This window comes from Membranihabitans marinus (assembly GCF_021729155.1).
GTDB lineage: Bacteria > Bacteroidota > Bacteroidia > Chitinophagales > Saprospiraceae > Membranihabitans > Membranihabitans marinus.
Map to the genome: position 1 here is coordinate 1 of NZ_JAJQYA010000032.1, position 19,610 is coordinate 19,610.

At 36.6% G+C, this 19,610-nt stretch carries 13 protein-coding genes; 4 read left to right on the plus strand and 9 right to left on the minus strand.

Translation table 11 applies throughout. The features are described from left to right. Window positions 1-152 precede the first annotated feature (152 nt). From LVD51_RS16115 to LVD51_RS16145, 7 genes are all read right to left on the minus strand, one after another. Window positions 153-1,061 (minus strand): hypothetical protein, encoded by a 909-nt coding sequence (locus LVD51_RS16115; protein WP_236972390.1) that lies wholly within the window; start codon window positions 1,059-1,061, stop codon window positions 153-155. A 291-nt stretch (window positions 1,062-1,352) separates the two neighbouring features. Continuing rightward, on the minus strand, window positions 1,353-1,892 hold the full coding sequence (locus LVD51_RS16120) for a cupin domain-containing protein (protein ID WP_236972391.1): 540 nt from the start codon (window positions 1,890-1,892) through the stop codon (window positions 1,353-1,355). A gap of 84 nt (window positions 1,893-1,976) precedes the next feature. After that, window positions 1,977-2,780: a helix-turn-helix domain-containing protein gene (locus tag LVD51_RS16125; protein ID WP_236972392.1), complete on the minus strand. Its 804-nt coding sequence runs from the start codon at window positions 2,778-2,780 to the stop codon at window positions 1,977-1,979. Window positions 2,781-3,434: 654 nt separating this feature from the next. Next, the gene (locus tag LVD51_RS16130; protein ID WP_236972393.1) at window positions 3,435-6,599 is read right to left on the minus strand and encodes an efflux RND transporter permease subunit; all 3,165 of its coding nucleotides are present in this window, start codon (window positions 6,597-6,599) and stop codon (window positions 3,435-3,437) included. Between the two features lie 2 nt (window positions 6,600-6,601). After that, complete coding sequence (locus tag LVD51_RS16135; RefSeq protein WP_236972394.1) at window positions 6,602-7,705, minus strand: efflux RND transporter periplasmic adaptor subunit; 1,104 nt, start codon at window positions 7,703-7,705, stop codon at window positions 6,602-6,604. Between the two features lie 11 nt (window positions 7,706-7,716). Further along, the gene (locus LVD51_RS16140) at window positions 7,717-9,075 is read right to left on the minus strand and encodes a TolC family protein (RefSeq protein WP_236972395.1); all 1,359 of its coding nucleotides are present in this window, start codon (window positions 9,073-9,075) and stop codon (window positions 7,717-7,719) included. A gap of 68 nt (window positions 9,076-9,143) precedes the next feature. After that, on the minus strand, window positions 9,144-9,596 hold the full coding sequence (locus LVD51_RS16145) for a GbsR/MarR family transcriptional regulator (protein WP_236972396.1): 453 nt from the start codon (window positions 9,594-9,596) through the stop codon (window positions 9,144-9,146). 421 nt (window positions 9,597-10,017) lie between these two features. Between LVD51_RS16145 and LVD51_RS16150 the strand changes: the two genes are divergently transcribed. From LVD51_RS16150 to LVD51_RS16165, 4 genes are all read left to right on the plus strand, one after another. Then, the gene (locus LVD51_RS16150) at window positions 10,018-10,362 is read left to right on the plus strand and encodes a GIY-YIG nuclease family protein (RefSeq protein WP_236972397.1); all 345 of its coding nucleotides are present in this window, start codon (window positions 10,018-10,020) and stop codon (window positions 10,360-10,362) included. A 178-nt stretch (window positions 10,363-10,540) separates the two neighbouring features. Then, on the plus strand, window positions 10,541-11,296 hold the full coding sequence (locus LVD51_RS16155; RefSeq protein ID WP_236972398.1) for a YoaK family protein: 756 nt from the start codon (window positions 10,541-10,543) through the stop codon (window positions 11,294-11,296). 925 nt (window positions 11,297-12,221) lie between these two features. Continuing rightward, window positions 12,222-12,599 (plus strand): nuclear transport factor 2 family protein, encoded by a 378-nt coding sequence (locus LVD51_RS16160; protein ID WP_236972399.1) that lies wholly within the window; start codon window positions 12,222-12,224, stop codon window positions 12,597-12,599. 321 nt (window positions 12,600-12,920) lie between these two features. Further along, window positions 12,921-14,441: a hypothetical protein gene (locus LVD51_RS16165; protein WP_236972400.1), complete on the plus strand. Its 1,521-nt coding sequence runs from the start codon at window positions 12,921-12,923 to the stop codon at window positions 14,439-14,441. A 647-nt stretch (window positions 14,442-15,088) separates the two neighbouring features. Here LVD51_RS16165 and LVD51_RS16170 read toward each other — a convergent pair. Further along, window positions 15,089-18,511, minus strand: coding sequence for a DUF3427 domain-containing protein (locus tag LVD51_RS16170; RefSeq protein WP_236972401.1), 3,423 nt, complete (start codon window positions 18,509-18,511; stop codon window positions 15,089-15,091). Beyond that, complete coding sequence (locus tag LVD51_RS16175; RefSeq protein WP_236972402.1) at window positions 18,501-18,938, minus strand: (deoxy)nucleoside triphosphate pyrophosphohydrolase; 438 nt, start codon at window positions 18,936-18,938, stop codon at window positions 18,501-18,503. The genes LVD51_RS16170 and LVD51_RS16175 overlap by 11 nt, the downstream gene beginning before the upstream one ends. Window positions 18,939-19,610: the final 672 nt, after the last annotated feature.

Here is a 19,610-nt window from a genome sequence, read left to right on the forward strand (position 1 = left end):
TGTGAATCGCATTTATGAACTTTTGCCTGGAGAATCACCATTGTAATTTTTATACGTAGTTGCTTGGTCGCTTACACATTATTGTCATAGATTGCCTAATAACCTCGGATTTAAGGCAAGGAAGATTAGTGAGTTAGTAATAAAGGCTAGTATTATAGCCCACGATACATTTGAATCATAGGTATGGGGACAGGATAAAACCTTCCATCTGCAAAGATAGTTGTAAATCCGAATTGAAAAGCTTTGCCCTCTTCCCTGTGCCATCTCAACCCGGGAATAAATAGTGCAAATCCCGATCTTTGGTTAGAGGTGTTTGTTTCATATGGAAGTATTTCTTTTGGTTTTTGAGAGGGGTAGAAAATAAATGAATCAAAAACTAAGCTAATTTTAGTCGATACTTTAATCATTCCTGCAATACTAGAAAGCCCTCGTCCATGAATGCTTCCTTTTTCCCAGATCATGCCATAACCGCCGGAAATAGCTATGTTTTTGCTTCGATCTCCCAACGAAAGGGTTGCGAATGGTAACCCACCGCCAATATCATATGCGGCCCATGACCCAGTCCCTATTAAGCCTCCCAATGCAATTTGAGTTTTTTCATTAACCTCCCAGCTTTTCTTTATGGTTCCAATTAAAGGTATGCCTAACCATGAAGTCATAATACCCATTCCCCAATTGTTATTCAAGCCAAATTGAAAACTTGGACCATACAAATTCCATTGAATATAATGATCGTCTTTCTTTAAGGCTAACCCATTGGTCGTGATAAAATACCTTGTCGCAAACTTATCTTCACCAATATATTGTCCTGATGGACTTAGGTCTGATTGCTTCAAAACAATCTTTTCCAGAATTAGATGCTGTGGAATATAGATCTTTCTTTGACCATTGACAAGTAAGAGGATTTCACGAGGATCTTCACTTAGGATTTTACCGATAAATTCGCCTCCGTCAGTTTTTATAATGCGATAAGTATTGGTATCCACTGCGATGGTATCATTTTGTGCAAAAGATGTTGCAGCTAGGAACAGAAGAGTCAAAATAAATAAAATTGATTTCATGGCGATTGCATTTTGATAATGTAAATACCTATCAAAATGCCTCTTACCTTAAATCACAGGAGTGAATCAATTTATTAATATAAGGAAATATTATTGATTATTCTCATTTTATTTTTCTTAATCCGTCTTGCATTGTTGAAATATGTTGTTTTATGGTAGGTATATAGACTTTCACATGGTTTTATATAGTAAAACTGTCTTTATACTTATAAAGTGTATTTAACTTTTGAGATTGATTGAATAGTACTCAATGCAGTTGATGTTGAAAACAACTGCATTGAGCATGAATATTTAAACAAATTTTATTCCGTATCTACCGCATATCTCTGCGACCACAGGAAAATTTGGAGGACCCTCCGGTAATTTACTTAATTCGTTAAACATGTGTTCAATACCAGCAGGAAAGGCCGTAGTGCACATTTTTGCTTTTTCTGTACCGACTACCTTCCAAGTATGAGGAATGTTTTTGGGAGCATAGGCCATATCTCCTGCACGTAATATCGTAGTTTTGGAACCTACGGTGATTTCAATTTCACCCTTGATGACTCTGAAGATCTCATCTTCTTTACTGTGTACATGAGGAGGGATTCCCACACCGACTTCCACATCATCCATCCATTCAACGATTTGATTGTCGGTATCACTGCCCAGTAATTTATGGGTTTGAATGTCGCCGATTACATTTAATACCTCACCTTCGTGATCTCGTATTATTTTGGCTTCAACCTTTGCTTTTAAACCATTTCCTCCTTCTCTAATCTTGGTTATAGAGGGTATAAAGGCTAATCCTAACCCTAAACCAGACGACTTAATAAATGTTTTTCTGTTCATAACTTTGATTTTTAGCTAAGTTATTCGACAGAGAAAGGTTGAATCTCATGAAAATCGCGGTAAAAACCTATATTTTGACATGTATTAACCGTTTTTGATAAAAGTTGGGGAGTTCCCTGTTTGATTTTTAATAAAATAGTTGAAATAATCTGGAGATGAAAATCCAAGATAATAACTGATTTCCTTTATGGTCTTATTAGAAAATTTGAGAGCATGCCTCGATCGCATAAGAAGTTGTTCTGTAATAATGGATTTGGCACTTACCCCTAATACTTCTTTGACACATTCATTTAAATATTTGGGAGAAATATTCAATAGATTGGCGTAATCATTGACTTGGTGATGTTCCGATAATCGTTTGTCAACCAGTTTTTTAAAGCTATACACTATATTAGCTTTTGTGTTCTTGCTGTCTATACTAGATTTTATATTGCACTTGCCATCACAATACACAAAAAATGTATTGAGTAAGGATAGAATGGCATCATCTTTATGATGTAGGTTGGATCCAATGAGTTCATCTAACATTTCGAGAATGGATTGTATCCTAGTTTCAATTCCTGGACTTAGGTTAATCATTGGGATTTCTCCAGAATGAAATAAACGCACTTGATTAATATGTAATTTGCTTAATAATGGGTGGTTTAAAATTTCTGGAGTTAAATACATAATGTAACCTGCCACTTGATCATTGTTATTTTTATTTATTTGCCATTTATTAATTGGATCTATGAAAAAAAGTGAATTTGATACATTCTCATAAGATACTCCTTTAATTTCCAATATGTCGATGCTGTCTTTTATCCAAATGATGGTATAGTTCTCAGATAGTGAGGATTTTATCATGGGAGAATTTAATGGCTTAATATTTACAGCAGCTGTATTCATGACAAATTAATAATTATATTTTAATGGTTTACAGATCGGTGTATTTCAAAAATACAATAAATTAATTAGTCTTACCCTAAAATAAACAAGTAGATTTTATGAAAAATGAATTGAATTAGGACGTTTTTTGGACTTCGTCAAATTGAGATTATCGACATTCACATTGATGATAAGGGTAATAAAAAAGGCTCACTGAGAAAATTGATTTATTAATTCTCATAAATCAATCCCACAATGAACCTCATCACAATCAAGTCAATATCTCAGATATTACTTTATATTCCGCTATCTATTTCATTTTCTACTGGATTTGCCTATGAAATGAAATTTTTGATTCTACACAGCAGAGAAGCGGAGCTATATTATCTATCCTGTTGTTGATAGAAGATAAATGATTCACGCTTCTATTTATTGGACATTTAAAGTGTAATTTAATTTTTCAACATGGATCCGGAGAAAACATAAATAATCCAAGGGATAAGCTATTTTTTATCCAAAGTATTAAAGAATAAAAGTTCACTGAGAGGATCGAATTATAATCCCTAATAAATCAATCCCCCAATGAACCTCTAAACAATCATGTCAATCTAAAAATTATTGCCTCGTTTTTAACTATATAGTTTTTTTAATTTCCTCCTGAATTTGAATGGAATTTTATAATTCTACTGAGGAGGGAAGCGGAGTTGCATTACCCTTCATATTGTCTGCCATAGAAGAATTCTTTTTGCTTCCAAATTTCTTGGATATCCATTCGCCGATATCATCCATAAGGCGATAGGCAATGGGAACGACAATCATGGTCAATAGCATAGAACTAGTTAAACCTCCAATTAATACCCATGCCAAACCATTTTTCCATTCAGAGCCCGCACCAGAAGCGATGGCGATGGGCACCATAGCAATTACCATGGCAATAGTCGTCATGAGAATAGGACGGAATCTTTGCAGGGTTCCTTCGATGACGGCTTTTTTGCGATCCATCCCTTCTCGCTTTAATTGATTGACAAAATCCACGATAAGAATGGCATTTTTTACAACCAATCCCACCAACATGATTAATCCCAACATACCGAATATGCTTAGATTTTCCATGGCCAATGCCAGTGCTAATAAAGCGCCTATCAATGCTACGGGAATAGAAAACAAGACGACGAAAGGATAGACATAACTGTCGTATAAGGCGACCATGATTAAATACACCAATAGAATTGAAGTAATTAGAGCAAAAGCTAAACTGCCAAAAGCATCAGCCTGTCTTTCTAGGTCTCCCCCTTGTGATATGGAGATACCAGCAGGAATGTCCATGGCATCCATTTTACTTTGGATATCTTCTCCAATGGAGGCGATGTCACGACCGATGATTTGACTTTCGATGGTCAACGACGATATTTTATCTTGTCGCTCTAGTCTTGATGGTCCACTGCTCTCTACGATGGACGCAAATTGACTTAATTTTATGAGTTTCCCTTCGTTGTTGAGAAAGGTCAGTTCTGAGATGTCGTCAACATTTTTTCGATTGAATGCATCTAATTGGATTCTTATATCGTATTCATATACACCGTCTTGAAACTTTGTGTCGGTATTTCCAGTAAACGCATTTTGCATGGTTAATCCCACAACATCTAAGGTCAGTCCAAGATCAGCCAATTTTTCGCGGTCGATATCTACACTGATTTCAGGATTTCCTCCTTCCACCGTGGATTTTACTTCAGCTGTTCCGGGGATGGTTTTTATTTCATCGATAAAATCATCGCTAAATTCAAGCAATTCATCGATGTTGTTTCCTTGAATCGTAAGTTGAATAGGCGCTTCCGTAGCACCTGATACCATACTGACGGCCTTGGCAGAAAATTTCACCCCAGGGATATTGTCAGATAGCTGAGCTTTTACCATTCTTGCATATTCATCAGAAGTCATCGATCGCTCATCAGAAGACACGAGTTTTACATTAATTTCAGTCATATAGGCCGTCGAAGTAGTGCTCAAAAGTCCACTACTCTGTCCAACCGTGGTAAATACATTGGTTACTTCAGGTTGGTCTAGTAGATATTTTTCTACTTCCTGTGAAATCATATTGTTTTGATCCAAAGGGGTTTCCTTTGGCATCTCCATGGTGATTAAAAATTCGCCAACATCTCCGGCAGCTACAAACTCAGATCCTATATAACCATTTGACACTAATTTCATCGATGAAAATACCAGCGCAAATATCAATATCATTGAAAGGAGTTTGTGTTTCAAAGTGAGATTGAGCATGGATCGGTAAAAATTTTCAAAACCCTTGATCAACTTTTCAAAACCAATAAGCGGCCAATGAAATTTATTTTTAATATTCAAATGAGTGAGTTTAGTAAAGCGAGATGCCAACCACGGGGTCAAAGTAAAAGATACCACTAAACTAATGACGGTTGCTGCTACGACGACGAGAGAAAATTGTCGCAAAAGGTCGGCGACCAAACCGGTAACCAAGGCTATGGGGAGAAATACGACGACAATGACTAGGGTAATGGAAAATACCGACATCCCTATTTCATTCCAAGTACCTATGGCTGCCTCTCTTGCCGAGGCACCATTTTCCATCCTAGCGTGAATATTTTCTAAGACCACAATACTGTCGTCCACCAATATCCCTATAACCAGTGAAAGGGCGAGTAAGGTCATAAGGTTTAGCGTGAATCCGGCCATACTCATCACTGCAAAGGTGGAAATAATAGATACCGGAATGGCTATCATTACGATAATGGCATTTCTGATGTTGTGCAAGAAAAAGAGCATAATTAGGGCCACCAAAATTACGGCTAACACCAAGTCATTGACTACGTGATGGGCAGCCTCGAGGGTGAAAATTGAACTGTCGTTGGATATTTCAAATTTTAAGTTTTCATCGGCATACCGCTCTTCCAATTCTGCAATTTTTGCATTGACTTTTTCACTGACTTCGACGGCGTTTCCATCGCTTTGTTTGCTGATAGTGATACCCAATGAAGGTCGACCGTTTATTCGACTTATCGTCTCGAAATCTTTTTTGGTATCGTAAACTTCAGCAACATCACTGAGTAGTACTTGTGATCCTTCCTTCGTAGTCATTACACTTAAATTTCGCAATCGGTCGAGGTCTTGGATTTTCCCAGAAAGCCGAACTAAGACATCTTGATGTTCATCCTTAATACTACCAGTAGGAAAATTGAGATTTGACCGAGCAATGGCTTGGGACAATTGAAGAATGGATAGATTGTAATACTTTAGTTTATCTCCATCGACATTGATATTGATTTCTCGATCTGCACCTCCGATGATATTTACTTGCGCCACACCTTCTATACGGGCAAGTTCTGGCTGTATTAATTCGGTGAATATATTGGTAAATTCAACATCTTCCATGGTAGAAGTTGCACCCATTCGCATTATAGGTGCTTCTGCCAATGAAAATTTGTCTACACTGGATTTTTTGGCGTCATCGGGTAGATCAGCTGCTATGGCATCTATTTTTCGCTGTGCATTTTGCATGGCAATGTCTTCGTTGGAACCGTATTTCAATTCCACGATGACGATAGAAAAACTCTCCATAGATGTGGCTTGAATACTTTCAAGATTCTCTATGGAAGAAAGTGCACTTTCAATGGGTTTAGTTACCGAGTTTTCCACCTCAGAGGGGGAGGCTCCTGGATAGATAGTAGAGACTGTGATTACCGGTGATGATATATTGGGTAATAGTTCATAGGTTAAACTGGAGTAACCATAAAGACCAAAGAAGACCAAGATACTAAACAGCACTACGACCAAGGTCGGTCTTTTAACGGACAATTCTGTTATCGACATAATTATTGATTGTTAGTGTTTGAAGTAATAGGAGGGGTGATGATTCTAATGGCCCTGCCGTTCTCGAGATTAATCTGTCCCGTAGTAATGATTTCAGTTCCCAAATCCAATCCGCTGAGGACGGTGACATTTTCACCTATAGTTTCACCGACTTCGATATCAGTCAGTATAGCATGTCCATTTTGCGCTAAGTAAACTTGAGGCTTCTTTAAACTGCCGACTACACTTTTTCTCGGTATGATCATGACCATTTCATCGGCAGAATTATTGGCAATTGGTATTTTAACCGTGCCATACATACCGGCTTTTAGAGGATGGGTTTTACTGTTGGGGATTTCGATTGCCACTTCATATTTTCTGGCCGCATCAGTTTGCACCCCAATTTGGCTGACCTGACCTTTGAAGATTACATTTGGATAGACTTCCGTCTCGATTTCCACTTTTTGCCCATTTTTAATTTTAACGATATCTTTTTCATCGACCTTGACAATGAGTTTCAATTTATTGATATCTACAATTGAGGCGATGATAGTACCGGGATTGGCAAAACTTCCCTCTTCGAGTTTGATTTCTTTGACCACACCACTCATCGGCGATTTGGCGGAAGCATATTTTAACTGTTCTTCCAAAGCGGTAAGGTTACTCTGCTGGTTTTGCATTCCGAGTTTTATTTCTTCGTATTGAGTTTGACTGATGGCTCCTACATCCAAGAGGTTTTTATACCGTTCCACATCTTTTTCGGATTTTTGGAAAGCCGCTTGTGCAGTCGACAATTTAGATTGCAATGTCGCAGCGTCAATGGTAGCAATGGTTTGTCCTTTGGAAATGACCTGACCTTCGGAGATGAGTAACTGGGTAATTCTCCCCTGCATTTCTGCAATTACATTTATTTCTTTTCTAGCTTCGAAGGTTCCGATCAATGAAAGGTTATTATCGTGTTTTATTGATTGTACCACCGTGGTAGCTACTGGAATTTCGGTTGAAATGACTTCGGTTTGTTGAGCTTTCTCGTCAATGATTACCTTGTTGCTTTTTAACTTGGAGTAGCCCCATCCAACGGATAACAAGACGATGACAATGGGAATGATGATTTTTAAATATTTCATGATTGATTTGTTTAGAATGTATTGTTGTTTATGGATTTGATTAATTGAGCTAATTGACCACTGACTTTAACATGGTCTAGTTCTGCTAGTTTGTTGTTGAGCAGCGCTGTTAAATATTGCGATTGAGCTTCTTTTAAACTGGTTTCAGCATTGAGTAACTCAGTCAAGGGGGCCACTCCTTCTTGATAGGATAACTTTGTGACTTCGTATAATTCCTGCGCCAATTTCATGTTATCCTCTTGGGTTGTGATGAGTTCTTTGTTGTTCTCGATTTTTATCTTGGCGTTTTTATATTCCATTTCAACGGCATTTTCAAAGTTGTATGCACTGAGTTTGATTTGGTCGATGACGATTTTGTTCTCTTCTAGTTTTTTGCGTTTTTGAAACCCATCGAAAATAGGCATAGAGAGCCTTAATCCCCACAGTCCATATCCGAAGGAATAATAATTGTCTTTTTTAAGGTTGAATTTGTCGCCTTGTCCATTATAATTAAATTGTGCGAATGCATTGATGGTCGGATAATATCCAGCCTTGATGACTTCATTATCCATTTCAGCCAATAATAATTGTTGTTTTAAGATTCGGTAATCTAAATTTTCAGCCAACATCAATTCGTCTGAAATGGGATAATCTCCAGAGTCCAAAAGGTCTTGATTGAGTTCGATCATTTGATTTGGATCGAGAGCTAGGTAAAATCGCAGTACGTTTAATTGTTGCTCAGCGGCAATATCCAAATTCGACAATTCTGAATGGAGATTAGTTCTGTTGACCTTGAGCTGATCTACGTCTAGTTTTTTGATGATTCCGTTTTCATATTGGGCTTGGCCAATGTGGACCAGATGCTCAATACGTTCTAGGTTGGCCTTTAAAATCCCCTCTTGTTCTCTTGTGATTTGATATTGAATATAGATTTGAGCTACGTTGTAGACCAAATCTTCCATGGTAGATAAGGTCTGTAATTGGTAGGTAGATTTTACCGCATCTAATTTTTTGATGTTTTCGAGATAGGATTTATTGTAAATCATTTGATTGACCTCTAGGCCGGCATTCAAGCCGTATCTGACTCCGAATTGAATGGGGATTTGGCCTGTCTCTCCGATTATTTCTCCAGGCAATAATTGAGAGGGGAGAGCAAAGTTGTCGGTGAATCCAGCAGTTCCAGACAATTGTGGGAGTGCCGTTCCTTTGGCAGTCTCAATTTGCTTGGTTAGAATATTTTCGTTTAGCCTTACTCTTTTTAAATCGGGATTGTTATTGACGGCTATTTCCATCGCTTGACGCAGACTTAGAAATAGAGTATCAGAGGCAAATGCCGGATGAAGGATACACAAAAATAGTGTAGCCATCACACAGGTGAGAGGTTTAATCATAATTAGTATGGTTTGTTTTGTAAATATTGATTTGTTCTGTATTTTAAGAACTAGCGTGGCAAAAAAAATTATTTATTGACCCATTCTTCAATGGCTTGGTTCATTTTTTGGGATAAAAATGTTTGAAAATCATTTAACTTTTTAATTTTTTCGTAAAACTCGACATGTTCACTGTTTTCTCTATTTTTTAATACTTCATTGAGGAGCTGATTCATTTCCGTAAGAGATTGCGCTTTCTCAATAATTTTGTTTTCCCATTCTTCGGTATTTACCATAAAGTACCGTTTTCGATCACCGTTAAATGTCTTGTAAATAATACTACCATCCCTCAAGTAATAGTTAATGGCATTGCTGACAGCACTTTTACTTGCTCCGAGAAACTCCCGGATTTCATCAAAGGATTTGTACGGAGGCTCAGAAATAAGTAAAAATGCAAATACTCTACATTCTAAGGGCGATTTATGGTTCATACGCTCTAAAAGGACGCCCATTTTTTCTACGGATTGTTTTGTATCATTCATATCGTAATTGTATTTTACAAAGGCAATTATACGATAGTTTTTTTGGTTCTGCAAATTAAGAACTAAAAAAACTAATTTTATTTTTTAGTGTTTTTGGTTAAGTCGTTGATATTCTATTGTTTATATTGTTGTTGTTTTAAATAGAAATTTCTGAAGATAAAGGGAGAATGATATAAATAAATAATTTTGTGCTCAATGCCTTTGTCTTTAATAATACTTAATGAGTACAAATTAATCAATGTCAAAACAGGTTTCCTAAACTTCAAACAATGGTTTTTCCTTCTATAGGATAATATATTCCAACAATTATAAATGCATTTGGTATAATTCCTCTATTAGATATAAAAAATGGTTTACATTCAGTGGATTTTATCTTTGTAAAAAATCAATTTCTTGTATTCTTTCATAAAATTTAGAACGAATGATGAAAAGTAGAAAAGAACTCGTTGCAGAATACCAACAGATGAAAAAACCAATAGGGGTGTTCCAAATTAGAAATTTGAGTAATGGTAAAGTATTTATCGATTCCTCAAATAATATTACCTCTAAATGGAATCGACATAAAATGGAATTAAAATTTGGTTCACATCGACATAAAACTCTGCAAAATGATTGGAATGATTTAGGAGAAGATCAGTTTGTATTGGAATTCCTATCCGAATTGAAAATCGAAGACGATGACGACGTCAATATTGAAAGGGAATTGCAATTGCTTTTCGATATGGTGGTGGAAGAACTCAACCTTAGCGTGGATCAGCGATATTAGACAGGCTCCGTGATAGATGATTAACCTTTCTTATCTAACCATATATTCTGCTCATACAACAGTATTTATTTGTATTAAAAATTTAATTTTGTGTTCAATAATTAAATCATGATCTATTACGTCAATGACCATGATCTACTTTTATTAATAAAATAGTTGGATTAAATGATAGACTTCAATGTTTAGGCATCAGGGAAAAACCAGGACTTTAAAACATAATTTACAAATTGCCTCTGTTTTATCGCTGGTAGCTGGTATCGTAAATGTATCGGGTTTTTTGGCTATAAAACAATTGACCACCAACGTCACAGGGCATTTTGCCCTTTTCATCAAAGACTTGACTAATTTCGAATCTTGGAAAGCTGCCCTGTATTTAGCCTACATTTTTTCCTTTCTATTGGGTTCATTTACTTCTAGTCTGCTGATTGAAACATTTAAAGAAAAAAAGAGCCTAAATGTTTTTGTGATTCCCACAATCATAGAATGTATTGTATTGATATCGGTGGCCATTATCAGTGATTTTTATCTCGACCAAACTATAGATTTGATTGCCTGTATGCTGTTGTTCGCTATGGGACTTCAAAATTCTTATGTCACTAAAATTTCAAATGCCGTAGTCAGAACCACCCATCTTACTGGTCTGTTCACCGATTTGGGCATCGAACTATCTCAATTGTTTTTTTCAAAAAATTATCCTCAGCGCGATGCTATTAAATCCACTATTAAGCTTCGAATATACATCATCACCTTTTTCTTTTTAGGAGGTATAATTGGGGGATATCTGTATTCTGGACTGGAATTAAAGCTCAATTCTTTAATTGTAGCAGCAATTATTTTGATTGGGAGTTTATCATTCGACGATGTTCGGTATCGAATTATTATAAGTAAAAGAAAATATGATCAGCGTAGAAAATTGGTTGAGAAAGCGTGGTAATCGTTGGGCTGTATAATCTTAGGATAAGATCGGATAACACGATTTTCGGTATTGATTTCTGCTTATTATGATTTTTATGGAATTTTTTAAATTATTGAGATTTAGATTAAGCCATCGAGTTTTAATATGCTGTTTAATAGTTGTTTATGGTGGATTTGGGCTATTAACCGTTAATAACGGATAATAACTGTTGAATGATTTCATATTTATTTATACAGGGAGATTCCATTATCATTTAGAGCCAGAAGATGTAGAATATTCTTCCTTTAATTGGAGTGAAAATTATTGAGGTTTAGAGTTTTAATGTGTTGTTTATTAGTTATTTATGATGTGTTTGGACAATTAACCGTTAATAACGGATATTAACCGTTGAATGATTTCATATTTATTTATACAGGGAGATTCCATTATCATTTAGATCCAGAAGATGTAGATTATTTTTCCTTTAAAAGGAGTGAAAATTATTGAGGTTTGTAGGTGTAATGTGTTGTTTGTTAGTTGTTTGTGATGTATAAGGGCATTTAACCGTTGAGCAATTTCATATCTCTTTATATTGGAAGTTTACGGTATTATTTAATGAAGGGAAATGTGAAATATTCTAACCTTTAACAGCGAATATTTGACAACTATATAGCATCACATCGCGATGACTATCAACATTTTAAATCACCACATTAAAATTAACCGTTAATAACGGATAATAACCGTTGAATAATTTACTTCGCTTTCAACTTGAAGGGTATTTGTACTTATTGCTAATTATCCCGACCCTCACCATTAGTAAAGAGTCCTATCGATCTTTGAATCTATTCAGATTGAATTTGTAAAGGAATTTGGTACAGTCCAATTAAATAATTTTATGTTTTATAAACCTTCCTACTATCATAAGGTTTACCTTTCTTGTATAAACACTGTATAAAATCTTATGGACTTAAATCGGAATAAAGAAAATGCCATTGCTTTTTATAAAATGGCTTATGAAGGCAATCCCAAGGAAGCGGTTAAACGATATGTTGGTCAAGAATATATTCAACACAATCCCGATGTAGCAGATGGAAAGCGAGGTTTTATTGAGTATTTTGAAAGGATGCTCAAAGAATATCCAGAAAAATCCATTAACTTTTTACGGTGCATCGCAGAAGGAGATTTAGTCGCTTTACATACTCATCAAATTTGGCCTGATAATGATCAGTATGTTACCATGGATTTTTTTAGGTTCGATGATAACGGGAAGATATGTGAACATTGGGATGCAATACAGCAAGTACCTAAAGAATTTGCCAATGACAATACCATGTTCTAATACCCAATGCGTATTCTATAAAAGGAGAAGTAGATTGATTTACCTTATTTATTTTTTATCCATCATAATGTGAATTAAAATAGGCTATGGATTCATGGCTGGAGGGTCAATGGATAGATGATTGGACTGCATCATCAATGAATCTTCCATTAGTGATAGGATAGATTATTTAACGCTGTCTTTAGTTTCATTAATTAGTAAAAAAGAGAATTATAAAATAGACACAAGGCCGATGTAAATTGGTTTTGAATGTAATTAAATGGTGATTTTTGGTTTAATTGTTAGATATTAGATGAGTTTGATAATAACAATCGCCGTCATATGCAAGATATAATTCAAAGCCGTATTTATTTTTTTTCTTTAATTGTCATGACATTATCCATATCTGTTAATTCACAATCGATTCAGTGGGAAAATTCATTGGATACAGTTATTGAGATAGGTCATCAAAAACAGCTTTTTATTGATGATTATATTATTGAGACCAGTAAGGGCATTGAATTTACAATGCATCAACCCTATATGACAGGAGAGACATTGTTAGAGTCTGATCAACCCTATGAAAAAGGTGGTTTTCCTTATTTGTATTCCAGCGTTATCAAAGATGATAATATGGGAGTGCAATTGTGGTATGACTTTTTCAAACCCAAGAGCAGCGACCCATATGATCACGATCGCCATTTAGCCTATGCTATTTCCAAGGATGGGATTCATTTCGAGAAACCAAATTTGGGATTTTATGAGTACAATGGAAATAAGGACAATAATATAGTCATTCCCGGTGTCATCGGTGGGGGATCAGTATGGATAGATCCCAAAGCAGAAGCGGAGCATCGATACAAATCTCAATCGAAAGTATATCCCTCTGGTGAGTTTCATATGCATAGTTCGCCCGACGGTATCCATTGGAAAAAATATGGTAAGATTAACCCACAAGGACCTCATGATACTCAAACCATCGTTTTTTGGGATGACACCTTGAAAAAATATCTTTTTTACGGGCGGTATTTTATACAGCGAGGCGATATAAGGGAAAGAGCAGTTCGAAGGGCGATTATAAAAGATGATTTTAAGACTATAGAGAATACGGGATTAGCGATATGGTCTGACCTAAAGGATAAGAACAAATACAGTGATATTATGTCTCATGGAAATACCGTGGATTACTATGGTGCCACGGTTTTCAAATACGAAGGTGTCTATCTCATGTTGGCTCAAGCTTATTGGCATTGGGTGCCCAATACCACCTTTCAAGGTACTGATGAACCGGGAATGCGAGATGTCAGATTGGCGGTAAGTAGAAATAGTGTAGATTTTAAAAGATTGGGGGAACGAAAAGCTTTTATGACGCCTGGACCAATGGGGAGATTCGACTCTAAGCAGTTGTGGGCACTGCCCAATCCCATTGTCATGGGCGATGAAATTTGGATTTACTATAGCGGAGTAAATTGGGATCGGGCAGGAAGGATTGATCCGATGTCCGAAGGGAAAAAAGCAGCCATTGGCAGGGCAGTATTGCGTCTTGACGGTTGGGTTTCTGCTGATGCTTCCTATGAAAATACTGGTGAAATTATTACCAAACCCATCCAGTTTTCTGGAACAGAACTAAAAATTAATGCCAATACTGGTGCAGGAGGTTCCATTCGACTGGCTATTTTGGATGAAGAAGGTCAAGTTATAGAGGGTTTTGATATTGAAGACTGTCATTATATTATAGGAAATTCGACACAGCACAAGGTTGAGTGGGATAAACATCCTAAATTATTAGCATTGAAAGGACAGACCATTCGTTTAAAATTTGTATTAAGAGATTGCGAATTGTATTCATTTCAATTTTTGTAATGACTGAGCGCAGTTGCCCTTTAGGGCAACCAAAGGTCGTAAATCGACCTTTGGCGAAGGAACCGGAGCCACTGTGCTCCGGGTGGGTGAGCCTAGATGAGGGAACCGAGGCCACTGTGCCGAGGCGTGACTGCAACGTAATTCGATAGGTATTAAGCCACTGTGCTCCGGCGTGACTGCCCTGAAGTTCTACTGGATTTCATCTTTTGATATTATGTCGTCCCATCAGGACTTCTTTTTATGATGACAATCAATCATAGGGTTTCACCCTATGCTGTTTTATTTCGTCCTTTCAGGACTGCTTTTAGTTATTTGGCGTGACTGCAACGTAATTCGATAGGTATTAAGCCACTGTGCTCCGGCGTGACTGCCCTGAAGTTCAACGGGATTTCATCTTTTGATATTATGTCGTCCTTTCAGGACTGCTTTTAGTTATTTGGCGTGATTGCCCTGAGATTCGATTCGATTTTAGCCACTGCGATGAGAATAAATTATTTATGTCAGCTAATAAACTATGTTTTACCAAAATACTAAAACTATATCGAGAGAAATTACGACCACTGTGTTGTGACGATAGTTAGTAAAAATTGGCGGTCCTTAGTGGGCATTTGGTATATACAGGAGAAAGGAAGTTGTTGCTATATAATCTAGGGATGTTTTATAACCTTAATAAACTCTCCCAAAATTTTCATATTCTTGGCTTGGTCACGGTTGATTGATAGATTTTGGTATTGTCTATCATGGGAATGAGGCCGTAAGACAATATTGACTTGATTATTGGAAGAATATTCTTCAGAGTAGGTTTTTACGGTAAAGGATGATTTGAAGTCGGTATCGTGATAGTCTCCTTGCTCAATTAAAACAATTTTACCACTTCGAATTCCGCCATTATATTTTTTAAATAAGCAAATCGATCCATTGGGAATTACTCGATTCATCGATTCACCGATCACTTTACAGGAAAAATACTCGTCCTGTTGATTTCGGGGTTGAGGAATTTCAATTGTGGTAAAATCTTTTTCCGCTTGCATCTCACTAAAGGAACCCGCAGCGGCATAAAAATTATACAATGGTATTTTAATAGTGTTATCTTGTTTGGAATCGACACTTTCGTCGACGCTTGGCTGCGGAGGAGATATCACATCCTGACTGGTTTGATGGTCAGTGATGTATTGATACATGGCATTGGATACTGGCCGAGAAAGATTAAATCGAATTTTGACCACGGGAATAGATTTTCCGGAATCGTTTTGAATCGTTGTTTCTAATTCCCTACCTGGTTGGGGCGATATATCCCCCATAAAATAAAAGTCTATGCCTTCGTCGTTGTTCTTTTTAATAAATAAAGGGAGTCGAATCGAACCTTTCTTGCCGAGGATGGCTTGTACGTCATCGCTTTGAAGTCTGCGATTGGATTTTGACATCCAATCAAACTCTCGGTTGTTTATAAATTCATCAGCGTATTTAGTAGATTCGGAGATGTGGTCTTCCTTGTGATAATTGACAAAAATGGGGCAATTCTTAAGATCTGGACTGATCATGTAGCCACCCACGTTTTGAGCTACTGGATTGACTTCAAAGTTGAGAATGCGGAAAACATCTTTGCGTGAATATTTATGGTATAAGAGAAATCCGTTGTCCCACTTTTGAGGGGCAAATTCCTGATTAAATCGATGTAGACCATAGTCGATAGAGTCCAATAAAAATGCTTTAAAGGTTGGATTCTCTAGTTGAATCTGAAAGGCAGGTGTTAGTTCAAAATGGTCATTGCGAAACCTTATAACTTCGATTTCATGAATTATTCCTGCAGGTTTTAATTTTCCATTCTTTTTCTGCCGAGTAAATCTAAAATTGAGGTTGTTGACACAGGATTCTATGGTGTCATTCGATATGGAGTAATCATAGTTTTTAGTGAGCTGTCTATTTAAGGTTTCTGCATCTAATTTGCCCGTAAGTATTAATTGCTGAAGGATAATAGACTCTTCCACTCGTTTGCCGTTGTTAATTTCGAGTGAAAAAAGTTCTAGAAGTTTAATTGCCTTTGAAGGTAGTTCTAGTGAAGAAGTTTGGTCGACTTTGCAAACAAAATTGAAATAGGATTGACTGTATTTGACGAATAAGTAAGGATCGCGTGAGCCCAGATGAATAAAATCCATCATCATTGGTATCCTACCTAGTTTATATTTTAAAAGTAAATAGTCTTTTTTTAAATCTGAGAGCAATTGAAGGTTGGCGGCATTTATGGATTCATAAATCTTCTTTTTAGTAATTTCATCGAAATTAATCGTTGAAGCACCAGGGATCATTCTACTTCCATTTGAAAGTAGATTGCGCAATTTATCTTTATTATAGGAATGATCTCCGTATAAAGCAATGGGAATGAGGTAATTATTTTTGTAATTGCCTATAAAGTCTATGATGGTTAGATATCCCTTTCCTTCCACCTTTCTAAGCCCTCTACCCAGTTGCTGAATAAACACTATTGCTGATTCCGTGGGGCGAATAAGCAAAATTTGATTGACTTTGGGGATATCTACCCCCTCATTAAATATATCTACGGTAAAAATATAATCCAATTTTTTGGCCAAATCATCAGATTCTAATCTATCGATGGCTGAAGTCCGTTCATTTTCAGAATTTTCCCCAGATAACGCTAATGTTTTGTATCCCAGTTGATTAAAATTTTCAGAAAGAGATTTTGCTTCTTCTATTCTCGAACAAAAGACCAAACCTCGAACAATACCATTATCTGTACCGTAAAATTCAGCGGTGGAGACTATGTGGTTGAGTCTTTCATTATTTGAAAGACGGTTGAAATCTTCAGTATTTTCTAAATCTACTTCATCTACAGATAAGTCCGTTACCCCGTAATAGTGAAACTGACTTAACATATCCTCCTCCATGGCCCGACTAAGGCGAATTTCATAGGCAATGTTGTGATCGAATAGACTGAAAATGTCATAGCCATCCGTTCTTTCAGGAGTGGCCGTCATGCCCAATAAAAACTTCGGTTGAAAATAGTCTAAAATCTTTAAATATGAATCAGCACCTGATCGATGAGATTCATCAATGACAATATAGTCAAAGTGATCCACCGCAAAGTTTGAATAATGATGGGGCTTGGAAATGGTTTGAACGGTTGAAAATATAAAGTCATTATCTATCTCTCGCTGACTGCCGGAATACAATCCCATGGTCCGTTGATGGCCAAATATTTGTTGAAAAGTCTCCATCGATTTTTTTGCAATATTTTGACGATGGACTACAAAGAGCAACTTTTTTGCTTGAAATGCCTTGGCGTCGAAGGCGGATAAAAACGTCTTACCCGTCCCCGTAGCTGAAATAATTAGGGCTTTTGTTTTATTTTGACTTCTTAAAATGGATAAGTTCTTTAAAGCTTCGAGTTGCATCGAATTCGCTCGTATGGTATTTTCAGGATTGGTAGAAAGAGAATTCTCCCTATGAATCAGTCGTTGTTTATGGTATATTTTTTCATACTCCGATAGAAATGATAGCGTTACAGGACGTGCTTTGTCGAAATCTGTTTCAAACTCTTGGATTACCTTATGAGAAATGGAGCTGTCTCTGAGCGCACTAACTTTTAGGTTCCATTCTTTATTGGTCGCCAATGCGGAAGCGGTAAGGTTACTGCTGCCTATGATTAAATTGTAGTGATCGGACTTTTTAAAAATATAGCATTTGTTGTGTGCATTTTCCGTGGTAGCTATTCGCAATTCAATATTGGAAAATTTCCGCAACCTTTTTAAGGCTTCCGGTTGAGTGAAATTGAGGTATTGTGATACTAAAATCTTCCCTTGTATTTGCCGGAATTCCAGCTCTTTCAATGTATTGATGATGGTTGCGACTCCACTAGTGGTTACAAATGCTACAGAAATATAGAAACTCTCGCAGGTATTTAATTCTTGTAGAATAGTGGATAAAACCTTGGTCGGTGGTTTTTTTCGGTTAATTAAAAGTTTGGGTTGGTATTCTAATGTTGAGAGGGATGTTTTGTCTATAAAGCCCGTTGCCAAACTTTTTTCAAATTCTTCAATCAGACTATCCTTCATCGGCCATTATTTTGTCTACAATTGGGATGTCAGCTGCTGCCCAATCAAGATTATTTAATTGGTTGTTTTTTAGCCATTTAAGGTCGATGTGTTCGCGTAGTATAACATCAATTTTACGCGGAATTCGACAACGAAAACTATGCATGGTTAATTCAAAATCGGGGTATTCATGACATACAGTAAGGTAAAAATCTTGAATTTCAACTTGGATATTTAACTCTTCCATTAACTCCCTTTGCAAGGCTTGTGTTCGCGATTCTCCAGCTTCTAATTTACCTCCTGGAAACTCATACTTTTCTGAAATATAAGGTAACTTGTTTTTATCGCGTTGGACACATAAGATATCCTGACCACAGTAAATGATGCCGGCTACAACTTCAACTTTTTTCTTTTTATAATCTTTCTTTTGTGTTTCTGTGCTCTGCATGGAGGATTAACCTAGTTATTTCATCCAATAATAATAAAATGTTGGTATATATTAATGAATTTGACCAACTATGTTTTTTAGCTTCTATTTTTGTAATGACCGAATGAAGTTGCCCTTTAGGGCAACCAAATGTCCTTAATGGACATTTGATGAGGGAACCGAGGCCACTGTGCCGAGGCGTGACTGCCCCGTAATTCGATAGGTATTAAGCCACTGGCTCCGGCGTGACTGCCCTGAAGTTCTACTGGATTTCATCTTTTGATATTATGTCGTCCCATCAGGACTTCTTTTTATGATGACAATCAATCATAGGGTTTCACCCTATGCTGTTTTATTTCGTCCTTTCAGGACTGCTTTTAGTTATTTGGCGTGATTGCAACGTAATTCGATAGGTACTAAGCCACTGTGCTACGGCGTGACTGCCCTGAAGTTCTACTGGATTTCATCTTTTGATATTATGTCGTCCCATCAGGACTTCTTTTTATGATGACAATCAATCATAGGGTTTCACCCTATGCTGTTTTATTTCGTCCTTTCAGGACTGCTTTTAGTTATTTGGCGTGACTGCCCCGTAATTCGATAGGTATTAAGCCACTGTGCTACGACGTGACTGCCCTGAATTTCTACTGGATTTCATCTTTTGATATTATTTCGTCCTTTCAGGACTGCTTT